Source organism: Hymenobacter plasmatis (assembly GCF_020711255.1).
In the GTDB taxonomy this organism is placed as follows: Bacteria; Bacteroidota; Bacteroidia; order Cytophagales; family Hymenobacteraceae; genus Hymenobacter.
Genome location: NZ_JAJFAW010000001.1, coordinates 191,028 through 203,003, shown reverse-complemented (window position 1 = coordinate 203,003; position 11,976 = coordinate 191,028). Strand labels below are relative to the sequence as shown.

General features: G+C 61.4%; 10 protein-coding genes. 5 read left to right on the top strand and 5 right to left on the bottom strand.

Features of this window, described 5'->3' with window-relative positions; translation table 11 throughout:
• The first annotated feature begins 20 nt into the window (after positions 1–20).
• Entirely contained in the window at positions 21–779 is a 759-nt protein-coding gene (gene radC / locus LJ738_RS00860) for a RadC family protein (protein WP_227784436.1), read from the top strand.
• A 101-nt stretch (positions 780–880) separates the two neighbouring features.
• Here radC and LJ738_RS00855 read toward each other — a convergent pair whose 3' ends face one another.
• Positions 881–1,540 (bottom strand): YceI family protein, encoded by a 660-nt coding sequence (locus LJ738_RS00855; protein ID WP_227784435.1) that lies wholly within the window; start codon positions 1,538–1,540, stop codon positions 881–883.
• 324 nt (positions 1,541–1,864) lie between these two features.
• On the opposite strand from LJ738_RS00855, the gene LJ738_RS00850 reads away from it, so the two are divergent.
• Positions 1,865–4,312: a TonB-dependent receptor gene (locus LJ738_RS00850; protein ID WP_227784434.1), complete on the top strand. Its 2,448-nt coding sequence runs from the start codon at positions 1,865–1,867 to the stop codon at positions 4,310–4,312.
• Positions 4,313–4,899: 587 nt separating this feature from the next.
• Here LJ738_RS00850 and LJ738_RS00840 read toward each other — a convergent pair.
• Together LJ738_RS00840 and LJ738_RS00835 are read right to left on the bottom strand one after the other, a co-directional pair.
• Positions 4,900–5,628, bottom strand: a complete 729-nt coding sequence (locus tag LJ738_RS00840) for a porin family protein (protein ID WP_227784432.1) — start codon at positions 5,626–5,628, stop codon at positions 4,900–4,902.
• 189 nt (positions 5,629–5,817) lie between these two features.
• The gene (locus tag LJ738_RS00835; protein WP_227784431.1) at positions 5,818–7,632 is read right to left on the bottom strand and encodes a glycoside hydrolase family 13 protein; all 1,815 of its coding nucleotides are present in this window, start codon (positions 7,630–7,632) and stop codon (positions 5,818–5,820) included.
• A 583-nt stretch (positions 7,633–8,215) separates the two neighbouring features.
• On the opposite strand from LJ738_RS00835, the gene LJ738_RS00830 reads away from it, so the two are divergent.
• Positions 8,216–8,707 carry a hypothetical protein gene (locus LJ738_RS00830; protein WP_227784430.1) on the top strand — a complete coding sequence of 164 codons (492 nt, stop codon included), beginning with the start codon at positions 8,216–8,218 and terminating at the stop codon, positions 8,705–8,707.
• Here the strand turns inward: LJ738_RS00830 and LJ738_RS00825 are convergent.
• A complete protein-coding gene (locus LJ738_RS00825) occupies positions 8,682–8,921 on the bottom strand; it encodes a hypothetical protein (protein ID WP_227784429.1) in 240 nt (79 codons plus the stop codon). The two genes, LJ738_RS00830 and LJ738_RS00825, sit on opposite strands and share 26 nt — an antisense overlap.
• A 105-nt stretch (positions 8,922–9,026) precedes the next feature.
• Complete coding sequence (locus LJ738_RS00820) at positions 9,027–9,437, bottom strand: (R)-mandelonitrile lyase (protein WP_227784428.1); 411 nt, start codon at positions 9,435–9,437, stop codon at positions 9,027–9,029.
• A 544-nt stretch (positions 9,438–9,981) separates the two neighbouring features.
• Between LJ738_RS00820 and LJ738_RS00815 the strand changes: the two genes are divergently transcribed.
• Positions 9,982–10,845, top strand: coding sequence for an SDR family oxidoreductase (locus tag LJ738_RS00815; RefSeq protein WP_227784427.1), 864 nt, complete (start codon positions 9,982–9,984; stop codon positions 10,843–10,845).
• 151 nt (positions 10,846–10,996) lie between these two features.
• Entirely contained in the window at positions 10,997–11,887 is an 891-nt protein-coding gene (locus tag LJ738_RS00810) for a helix-turn-helix domain-containing protein (protein ID WP_227784426.1), read from the top strand.
• Positions 11,888–11,976: the final 89 nt, after the last annotated feature.

The window sequence follows — 11,976 nt, the reverse complement described above, 5'->3', positions numbered from 1 at the left end:
CTCTACCAACCCCGTGCCGCATGGAACTAACTGACAGCCTGACCGAACCTACTGCACCTTCCCTGCCGGGCACGCCCCCACCCTATGCGCCCCCCGGCGCGCTGGGCATCAAGAGCTGGGCCGAGGAAGACCGGCCCCGCGAAAAGCTGATGGCCAAAGGCCGCGCCGCCTTGTCCGATGCCGAGCTACTGGCCATTCTGCTGGGCTCGGGCACCGTGAAGCTCTCGGCCGTGGACGTGGCCAAGCTCATGCTGCAAGGCGTGAACAACGACCTCAACGCCCTGGCCCGCGAAAGCGTGAAGCAGCTCTGCCGCCACCCCGGCATTGGCGAGGCCAAGGCCATTACGGTGGTGGCCGCGCTGGAGCTGGGCCGCCGCCGCAAAGAGGCCGACGCCGCCCCGCGCACCACCATCACCTGCTCGCGCGACATCTACCAGCTGATTCGGCCCAATCTGATGGACCTGCCCCACGAAGAGTTCTGGGTGATTCTGCTGAACCGGGCCAACGTGGTGATGCGCAAAACCGCCATCAGCCGCGGCGGCGTGGCCGGCACCGTGGCCGACCCCAAAATGATTTTCAAGGAAGCACTCGAGCAATTGGCCAGCAGCATCATCTTGGTGCACAACCACCCCAGCGGCAACCGCAACCCCAGCGCCGCCGATATTCAGCTCACCAAGAAGCTCAAGGAAGCCGGCACCTTCCTGGACCTGCCCATCCTCGACCACCTCATCTATTCCGACCAGGGCTACTACAGCTTTGCCGACGAGGGGATGCTGTAAATTGGGCTAATAACCACCTTTTTTCAGTTGCGGAACTGCCCTATATGCACAACAACGGCCTACCCCAGGGCAGAGCCGTTGCGGTGGTGTTGGTACGAATACTAGCGCTGGGCCACGCCGTCGGCCTTGGCAATGACGTTGAAGGTCAGCGTAAAATTGTCCTCGATGGCTTTGTCGCCGATGCTCTCGAAGAACGATTTTGAGCGGTAGCGGATGTCGTACTTGGTGCGGTCGATGGTGGCTGTGCCGCTGGCGGCGGCCACGCCGTTTTTCACCCCTACCTGAGCCGGGAAGCTGAGCGGGTTGGTTTTGCCTTTAATGGTGAGGTTGCCCGTGATGGTGGCGTTGTTGCCACTGGCGTCGCCTTTCAGCGCCTTCACCTGCGTGATGACGAACGTGGCCGTTGGGTTCTTCTCCACGCCAAAGAAGTCGTCGGATTTGAGGTGGCCCACCAGCTTTTCGTTCATCCCCCCGCTCAGGTCCTCATCCTTAAGGGAAGCCATGTCGACCACGAACGTGCCGCCCACAATCTGGCTGCCTTTCACCAGCACCTGGCCGCTTTGAAACTGAATGGTGCCGTTGTGCTGGCCGGTCACTTTTTTGGCGAGCCAGCCCAACGTGCTTAGCTGCGGCTGCAGTACGTAGGGTTCGGGCGTGGGCTTGCTGGCTACCGTAGCGGAGGGCGCCGCGCTTGGCGCCGCATGCGTGGGAGCCGCGAGCACGGCAGTGGCGAGCAGCAGGGGTAAGAAGAGTTTTTGCATGGGTGAAAAAAGGAGAATAAATAGTTAGGCAACAAGTTAAGAGGAAGTTGCCAGCTGACAACATTCTGGGCCAACGCGGCGCGCGTGCACTTATGTCTAACGCGCCTGCCTCGCGTCCATTAAGACACTCCAGCACCTGCGAACTGGCAGGCGGAGCGTTTCAGTGAACGCAAGGAGGCCGCGGCTATTACCTTCGGTATTTACGATTTCTCGCTACGGACGACCAGTACCGCCGCCTGCTGCACGTGCCCGCCAACCAAGCCGGCACCCTGGCCTCATCAGGTCGCATTTCGGTCACCGTACCCCGCCTTTTCTTTTCTGCTGATGAACTGCTCAATACTTTACCCGCTGGGGCGGGGCCTGGTCCTGCTGTGGCTGGCCGCTGCGCCGGGCTGGGCCCTGGCCCAAACGCCTGCCGCCGTGCGCGGCACCGTGGCCACCCCAACGGGGGCACCCGTGGAATTTGCCACCCTCACGCTGCACCGCGCGGCCGATTCAGTGGTGGTCAAAACCGAGTTCAGCGATGTGAAAGGGGCCTTTCAGTTCGACGCCGTGCCGCTGGGGCGCTACCTCGTGTCGGCGGCCCAGGTTGGGTTTGTGCGCTACTGGGCGGGACCGCTGGAGGTACCAGCTGGTGGGCTCACGCTGCCGGCCTTCGCCTTACAAACCAGCGAGGGCACCAAGCTCAAGGAAGTGGTGGTGGTGGGCCAGAAGCCGCTGTTTGAGCGCGAGGCCGACCGCACGGTGGTGAACGTGGAGGGCTCGACGCTGGCCGCTGGCAACACCACCCTCGACGTGCTGTCCCGCGCCCCGGGCGTGTCGGTCACCAACGACAACCTGGCCCTGCGCGGCAAGCAGGGGCTGCTGGTGATGATAGACGGCAAGCGCCAGCCAATGTCGGGCTCGGAGCTGGCCGACTACCTCCGCGCCCTACCCGCCGAGCAGGTGCGCAGTATTGAGCTAATTACCAACCCGCCCGCCAAATACGACGCTCAAGGCGGTGCCGGCATCATCGCCATCAACCTCAAGAAAGACCAACGCCAGGGCACCAACGGCACCGCCAACCTGGGCTACGGCCGCGGCGTGCACGGCCGCTTCACCACGGGCCTGAGCGCCAACTATCGCCGCCAAAAAGTAAACCTGTTTGGCAGCTACAATTACTCGGACCGGCGCACCTACTCCAATCTTACCCTCCACCGCGACTTCTTCGAACAGGCTCAACCCACCGGCACCACCGACCAGTTGAGCTACAACCGCCTGCAAAACCAGGCCCATAACTTCCGGGGAGGGCTTGACTACAGCTTGAGCGAACGCACGGTGCTGGGCGTAGCCGTGAGCGGGCTGCGGCGCACAGGCAACAACGTGGGCACCAACGCCACCCAGGTCTACGGCCCCGACGGAGCGCTGCGCACGGCTTCCCATTCCGAGTCTTTCCGCACCGTGACCACGCCCAACTTCACCAGCAACGTCAACTTCCGGCACACCTTCCCGGCCGATTCCGGTGGCACCCGCGAGCTGTCGGGCGATATCAACTACGCCACGTACCACACCCGCCGGCAACAGGGCCTTGCCACGGTGCTCGACGGCCCGGCGCCCGCCCCCGCCAGCTTGGTGGGCGACCAGACCGGCCTGCTCACCATCCAGTCGGCCAAGGCCGACTACGTATGGCCTCTGACGCACCAGCGCCGGCTGGAGATGGGGGCCAAAGCCAGCCACGTGGCTTCCGACAACGACGTGCGGTTCCACCGCACCGAGAACGGCCAAACCAGCGTCGACCTCACCCAAACCAACCGGTTCCGATACGACGAGCAAATTCAAGCCGCCTACCTGAGCTTTGCCCAAGCCTGGCCCAAGACCAAGCTGCAACTGGGGTTGCGCGCCGAGCAAACCCTGGCCACCGGCCGGCAGGACGTGGGCAACGAGGGCTTCGACCGCCGCTATGCCCAACTCTTTCCGAGCGGCAGCCTCACGCGCACGCTCTCCGACCGGCACACGCTGGCGTTTTCGCTCAGCCGCCGCATCGACCGGCCCAGCTACGGCCAGCTCAACCCCTTCCGCATTTACCTCGACGCCACCACCTACGGCTCGGGCAATACCGACTTGTTGCCGCAGACCAGCTACAACCTGGAACTGACGCACACCTTGCGCCAGAAATTCAGCTCCGGCTTGAGCTACAGCAACACCCGTCACCCCATCATCGAGGTGGTGCAGCCCGAGTCGGCCACCAGCCGGCTCATCGTGTCCCGGCCCGTGAACCTGGCCACGCAGCACTACTTCGCCCTGACCCTGACGGCGCCGCTGGAGCCGCTGAAAGGCTGGAACGTGTACAACAACGCCGTGCTGTACTACTCGCAGTTTGTGGGCGACCTGGCCGGCACGGCCCTCAACCGGGGCCGGCTCGCCTTCAACCTGAGTAGCACCAGCACCGTGGCCCTGCCCCGCGCCTGGACCCTGGACGTAAACGCCACCTACCAGTCGCGCGAGCAGTACGGCTTCAACAACGCCCGCCCGCTGGGCCAGCTCACCCTGGGAGCCCAAAAAAGCCTGTGGGACCGCAAAGCCACGCTGAAGCTCAACGTGACCGATGTGCTTTACACCAACATCGAAGGCGGTACCTCGGCCTACAACAACTACGTCGAGCGGTTCCGGCAGCCCGGCGACTCGCGCGTGGCCACGCTCACGCTCACCTACCGCTTCGGCAACGACAAGCTGGCCCCCGCCCGCCGGCGCACCGACGGCGCCGAGGACGAAAAGCGCCGTGCGGGGGGCTGATAACCCGCAGCAGCTGAAGAATCATACAAATTCCTGGTAACCAGCTACTATAACCTCGTGGTGCGTTGCATATATGTCAGCCATACACTCGGTCGTGCCCTACTGTGCCGGGCAGTCATCACGACAACACGACCGGCTTTTCATATATCAATAGCATCGGTTCGCGAAAAACGACCGGTCCGATACCGCACGTTTTCGGGCACGCTTTGGCTATGAAGCTAATATGGGATGGAATGCGCAAACAAGGCCGGCTCCATCCTTCTATCCACGTGAGTACATTTCCTACGTGGAAGGACACACCATTTACTCGACACGGGGCAAGGCACTCAAGTAGTTTGAGACCCACCTCTAGGCAAGTGCGAAGTTGGCAATCAGATGCTCATTTCCCTTCAAGACGGTTGCCCTAACTGGTAGCGTTTCTCTGCTCCGAAAGATTTGGTTTGCGCCACCAGCGCGCGCCTTAGCGACTCAAGGCTGGTCGCAGCGGCAGTAAGCCCACGCCACGTGTCGCCTGGCCCGCTTGTTGGGGCTGTGGGGGCGCCAAGCAACTCCGAATGCCCAAGCGTCCACGTTGGTTCGCCGGCCCGCTAGCTCTTGGGCCCGAACAGGTAGGCCACCGCGACCTGGAAGCCGTGGTTGCGGTAGGTCGGCGGAGCAACCGTTCCGGAGCCCCAGGCCTCGTAGGCGGCGCCGACCGTGCGCACACCTTGGCTGTAGCCGGCCTGCACTTGCAGCCCGCCGGCGAAGCCGTAACCCACCCCGGCCTGGAAGCCCAGGTCGGGGCGCCGGGAGGGGAACTTGCCGTTGGGGGTATTGGCGTAGCGGTCGCGGTCCACGACCTTGCTGCCCGCCCCGGAATTATCGCTGGTGGTGGTGGTGCGCGTGCCGCCGAGCAAGTAGCCCGCGTACGGGCCGGCAAAAACCTGCGCCCCCCGGCCGGCGGGTCGATGGCTGTATACCAAGTTCACGGGCAGGGTCAAGTAGTCGAACCGAAATGCGTACTCCTCGCGAAAGGTATGGTCAGCGGACGCGTTGTAGTACTGCTGCGCCAGGCCGTAGCCTTTCTGCGCGTAGAGCACAGCCGGCTGCACCGCCAAATGGTCCGACACACTCACTTGGGCCACCAGCCCGGCTTCTGCCCCACTGCGGTACGAGGTGCTTATTGACCGGTGGTCGGGCAGGTCGGGGAGTGCGATGCGGCAGGAAGAGAAGTTATAGCCTACGGTAGGGCCTATGCGGAAGCGGGTCTGCGCGTGGGCCATGGCACCGAGCAATATACTGCCCGCCAGGAACGAGGTGGTAAAGGCTTTTCTCATGACGCCAATAAGAGTCGTGCCCTGCCACAGGTCGCAGCAGGGTGTCTGTTCACAGGACGTATTCGGGCCTGTTGGGCTAGAACGGGGTTTCTTTTGCTAGTAGTATAACCGCCCCCTGTTTTCTTTTCTGGCTGTTTCCCTGAAGTTAAATTGGCTCTTATGCAGTGGTTGTTTAAGAGGCGGTAGTCCTCACTTGGTGCGTAATACCACCACGCCCATGGCGGGCACAGTGACCTTAGTGGCTGCTGCCCGCGTGAAGGCATCCTGGTACTGGTGGCCAGCGAGCAGCGTGTGGCTGAACGCGGCCGGTTTGCTGCCGCGGTTGAGCACCACCAGCACGTCTTCTTTGCCCAGCGTGCGGCGGAAGGCGTACAGCTGCCGAGCATCGTCGGTGGCCACGGTGGTGAAGGTGCCCCGCTGGATGGCGGGAGAGCGGCGGCGCAAGGCAATAAACTTTTGGTACCACGCAAACAAGTCCTTGTTGAACTGCACCGCGTCGGGGGCGTGGGTGGTTTGGTCGGGGTTGGCGGTTTCGGGCTCGTATTGCTTGTCGGCCCACACCATGGGTTTGCGGCAGTCGGGGTCGTTGGCGCCCCACATGCCGGCTTCGTCGCCGTAGAAAATCATCGGCGAGCCCAGGTACAGCATCTGGAAGGCGGCAATCAGCTTTTGCTTTTGCAGCTGGGCCGCGGTGGGCTTGCGGGCATTGTAGGTCTTGTTGTTACTCTTCTGGCTCCAGTTAAAGTAGGGTCCCCAGTCGCCCATTTTTTTGCCGTCGGGGTTGGCCACCGCGCTGCCGATGCGGGTGGCGTCGTGGCTGTCCACCAGATTTTGCATGTTCAGTGCCACGCCCGGGCCAAAGGCCTCGCGCAGCTGCTTGAGGCGGGCGTCGAAGGCCGTGACGGTGGCGGCGGTGGCGTCCTGCACGAAAAAGTCGTGCACGGCGAAGGCGAAGTTGTAGTTCATGGTGGCGTCGAACTCGTCGCCGCTCAGGTAGGGCTTGGTTTTCTCTATTGGGAACACCAGCTCGGCCGTCATGTAGGCCTGGGGGTTGATGCTGCGCACATGCTGGCGCCAGCTTTTCCAGAACGGGTGCCCCACGTCGTAGGCCACGTCCAGGCGCCAGCCGTCGATGCCGTGGGCTGCCCCCTTGTTCATGGGGTTCATCCAGCGCTGGGTGGCGTTGAAAATGTATTGCTTGGGCCCGGCCACAATGCCGGTTTCGTCTTCTTTTAACTCGGGCAGGGTCTTCACCCCAAACCAGCCGTTGTACTCAAAGGCGGTGCCCTTGGCGGCATCGCGCCAGCTCTTCACCATAAACCAGTCGGCGTAGGGCGAGGCTTGCTGGTTTTTCACGACGTCCTGAAAGGCAAAGCTTTTGGCTCCCAAGTGGTTGAACACGCCGTCGAAGATGAGGTGCATCTTCCGCTTGTGCACTTCCTCGATGAGCTTGAGCACCAGCAAATCGGCTTTGGTCCACACCCAGGTTTCGGCCTTGAGGGGGTTTTCCGTGGCGATGAGTTTTTTATCGCCCTCTGGGTCGGGGCCAAACGTGGGGTCGACGTGGTGGTAGCACAGGGCATCGTACTTGTGCGAGGAGGGCGACCAAAACACCGGCGTGAGGTAGAGCGCATTCACGCCCAGCGACTGCAGGTAGTCGAGCTTATTGAGGATGCCCTGCAAGTCGCCCCCGTAGCGGCGGCGCTGAATGTTGTAATAGATGTCTTTGCCGTTTTTATGCTCGTAGGGCTGCAGCTTGTACCAGTCGCTGCCCCAAGGCTGAATCTGGAACGCCGACGAGTCGTCAAAAGGATAAGCACCGTTCTGGTCAGTCACCTTCGGGTCGTTGCGCGGGTCGCCGTTGCTGAAACGCTCCGGAAATATCTGGTACCAAACGACGCCTTTGCTCCAGTCAGGGGTGAAATCGGCTTGGGCCCGGCCCGGCAATGCCGAGGCCAGCAGCACCAGCCCGGCCAGCAGCACTTTCGCTAAGTGGTTTTTCATGTTTTATGGGACTTCTTGTAGCAGGAAAGCAGATATATCTGAGTGGGCGTAAACCTACGCGCAGAAGGCGTGATTGGCTAACCCCTGTACTTTGCCGCACCGGCGTCCCTGTCACAGATTAAGGCGCCGGTGCAGCAGACGCACTGACCTCAGAAGGATTTAACAAAGGCCTCTGTGCTGGCCTTTCAGGGCCTTAAGTAAGCCAAGAGCGGGTTTATTTAGCTCAACTTGCGCCATAAAAATGGCCCAGAGCGCCTGGAAGCACTCATATTCCAGAATACGGGCTTTTGAAAATCGCTGTTGCCAACATATATATTTGCCTATGCTATAGATAGGCTGGGAAACCGCGGTCCGGCATCGTGTTTTCACTGTCATTCATTAGGCAATACCTGCGCCTTTTGCACAGACTGCACAACCACTGACCATTAGTAAAAAAACAAACAGCAAACCCCAAATTTCTTTCAACATGACAGCTTTCAGGAGCCTGATTTTATTTGCTTCTCTGGCAATTATCCCTTTCAATAAAGGCTTCGCGCAAGAGGCGGGGAAAACTACCCAAGAGGCAGAAAAGAAAGCATCACCGGTGCGCTTCCTGCTTGGTGGCGCCTTGGAGCTGGGTGGCGACCGGGTAGCCGAAGTGTACTTCACCAACGGGAACACCCAATCGGTAAACGCCGGCCAGGGCATTTCCATCGCCGTGGGAGCAGAGTATCAGGTGCCGAAAGTGGAGAAGCTGCTCTTGCGTGGCACCGTGGGCTACAAGTACGTTACTACTGCGGCTGATAACGCCCATATCCGTTTGACCCGGGTGCCCATTCTGTTAACGGCTAACTGGATGTTTACCGATAAGCTCCGTGTGGGGGCCGGGCTGGCCATGCACCGCGGCATTCAATTCAATACCGATGGCCTTGGGGAAGACGTGAGCTTCAAAGGCGCTAATGGCCCAACTTTCGAAATTGCATACCGTGGCGTCGGCCTCATGTACACGGCGATGACGTACACCGACCAGTATCGCAAAACGTATTCGGCGAATGCGATAGGCATTACGTTCAGCGCAACAATACCCCGTCATTGAGGTTGGAGCCCGCAGTCAACGGCCTTTCATTCAGCTTACCCAGCAGCACCAAGCCGCTGGAGTAGCGGAAGTCGCGGTAGCAAAGCACCAGGTTGCCGACAAGGGCTTGTTGCCGTTTGGAGAGCGTAGCGGAAGATTGGGCGTTGGTAGTCATGACGGTGAACAGCAGCAGGACGACGGTGTAAGCTCCTGCCAGGGCAAGGGTGCGTTTCATAAGCCGGGGGAGTAAGCGCAGAACATAACCAGCCGCGGCGAGGCCACCGCCGGACACGTGACGACCAGCCACGCGCCAAGCAGCGCGCTTGGGCCATCCGCCCTATTAGCCTTGCGCAGCCCGGTATTCCTCGTCCGTGACGGGTTCCAGCCAGTTGGCCACTCCCTTGCTGACGTTTGGGTTGATGGCCAGGTGAGTGAAGAGGCTGTCGGGGGCGGCACCATGCCAGTGCACCACGCCGGGCGCGATGCTCACCGCGTCGCCGGCCCGAAGCCGCCGGGCGGGCTGGCCCTTTTCCTGGTAGTAGCCCACGCCGGCCGTCACCACCAGTATCTGCCCGGCAGGGTGCGAGTGCCAGTTGTTGCGGACTCCCGGCTCGAAGGTCACGTCGCCCACAGTGCAGTCGGTGGGGTTTTCGCCGGCCAGCATGGTGACCCAGGCTGTGCCGGTGAAATAATCTGCCGGGCCGCGCTTCGTGCCGGCCGGGGCCTGTAGGGGGTTGGTGGAGTTGCTCATAAGAAACGGATACGGAATTGGAAGTAAGGTTGGGCTGAACCGGTTGGCTTTTCCATGGGGAGAGGTGACTAAAGGGAGAAATGGACTTGCCCATTCGTGGCTGCTACACACCCTGGATGGCCAGCCAACAGGAGCAGCACCAGGTACGTCCTCACCAACAGGCCCAGCCCAACAGCCAGGTTGCAGTTTTTCGTCGCTGGTTGAGCTGATAAGACTCAGATGCAAGCGACCAATGAATGACAGAACAAAAGTCCGCTGCCACCAGGCGAGTCAGATGATGACAATCAAAGCGTTCAGTATACTTTTCAAAGCGCGAGTGGGATACTGAAGCCAATCGCATCGAAAACTGCTGGAACCTATCGGGGCATGAGCTACCAGGCCGCCGGACATTACAGGTCTTCCCGACTGCGTCCCCAACGGCTCCCGTTAGCAGCTGTTTGATTTGTGCACAAAGCCGTTTGATTGGTATGGTGCTGCCCTTCGGAGGCGGGGGACCTTTGTGTTGCTTCTCGTGCAGAAGCAACCACCTCCACCCACTATCACCATGGCAAACAAACAAGTTTGGTTTATCACGGGCGCCGGCCGGGGCTTAGGCCGATACATCGCCCAAGGCGCGCTGGCCGCGGGGCACGCCGTCGTGGCCACTGGCCGCAACCCGGATAAAGTAGCTCAAGCCCTGGGCCCCGCTGACGACCTGCTCGTAGTGACGCTGGACATCACCCGCGCGGCCGACGCTGAAGCTGCCGTGCAGGCGACCGTGGACCGGTTTGGCCGCCTCGACGTGCTGGTAAATAACGCCGCCAACTTTTATGCCGGCTTCTTTGAGGAATTGAGCCCGGAGCAGATGAACCAGCAGCTGGCCACCAGCATCCTGGGCCCGATGAACGTGACCCGGGCCGTGCTGCCTGTGTTGCGCCGACAACGTGCCGGGCAGGTCATCACCATCTCGTCTACGGCGGGCCTCGTCGGGTTTGAGTTCGGGTCGGCCTACGCCGCTTCCAAGTTCGGCCTCGAAGGCTGGATGCAGTCGCTGCAGGCCGAAGTTGCCCCGTTTGGCATCGAGACCCTCGTGGTCAATCCGGGCTTTTTCCGCACCGAGCTGCTCACCGAGGAGTCCACCAACTTCGCCGACCATCCCATTGCCGACTACGACGAGCACCGGGAGGCGCAAATGCAGTTCTGGAAGGGCTACAACGGCCAGCAGTCGGGCGACCCCGCCAAGCTGGCGCAGGCATTGCTCACCATCTCCCGCCAGTCGCCGTTGCCCCGCCGCTTTCTGGCTGGCGCCGATGCCGTGGCCACCGCCGAGCAGGTCGCCGCCGAGCTCCAGCAGCAAACCGCGGCTTACCGGGAATTGTCATCCTCGCTGGCTTTTGACGAAGCCAATGAGCGCACTCACGCGAGCTAGCTCCTGTTGATGGCAGCACGCGAACACCCCCTTTCCCATTTAGGAACCAGTGGGCTCTTTCTTCTATCCGTTCGTAACGAAACGACCCAGGGCTGCGTCTGGCAAAGTGCCTTGCCAACCGAGTTGCTTTGCCAGGGCCTTACTGCTCCCCATGACCATCTCCACTGTTCAGCGCCCGGCTATTTTTCCCCTCCTGTCGCCCGGCGGGGGCGAAATCACGGTGCTGACCATGCAGGAGGCCGAGTGCGGAATGGGCCACTACGACCGGCGCGACGTATTCAAATGCGTGCTGGTGCTGAACGGAGCCAACGACCTGCATTACGCCACCCGCAGCTACCGCATCGACCGGCCCGCGCTGGTGTTCACCAACCGCCTGGTGCCGTTTTCGTGGGAGCCGGCCGTGGGCTCTATTGAGCAGGAAGGCTACATCTGCGCCTTCACCGAACCGTTTCTGCACTCGGCCATGCGCGGCGTCAGCCTCAAGGAGTCGGTGCTCTACCGGGTGGACGGCAACCCGGTGTATTACCTCGACGACGAGCAGCGGCGCTACCTGAGCGAGGTGTTTGGCCGCATGCGCCGGGACTTCAATACGGACTATGAGCACAAGGACGACCTGCTGCGCAACCAGCTCTCGCTCATCGTCCACGAGGCGGCCCGGTTGCAGCCGGCCAGCCCGTACCCCGCCGTGGCCACCAACGCGGCCGAGCGCATCACCAACCTGTTCATGAGCCTGCTGGAAATTCAGTTTCCGGTGACCAAAGAGTACCACGAGCCCCTGCTAAAAAACGCCCAGGACTTCGCCGACCGGCTGGCCCTCCACGTCAACAGCCTGAACCGGTCGGTGAAGGAAGTGACCGGCAAGCCCACCACGGCCCACATTGCCGAACGCCTCACCAGCGAAGCCAAACTGCTCCTGCACCACACCGACTGGAGCATCGGCGACATTGCCGACCGCCTCGGCTTCGAGTACGCCACCTACTTCCACCGCTTCTTCAAGCAGCACACCGGCACCACGCCCCTGGCGTTTCGCCAAGCGGCATGACCCTAAACAGTAAGCGCGGAAATAACACGAGCGGACCCTCTGGCCTGTTTTTTCGGCTATCGTTACCAACTTAGTTTACTTTAACAATG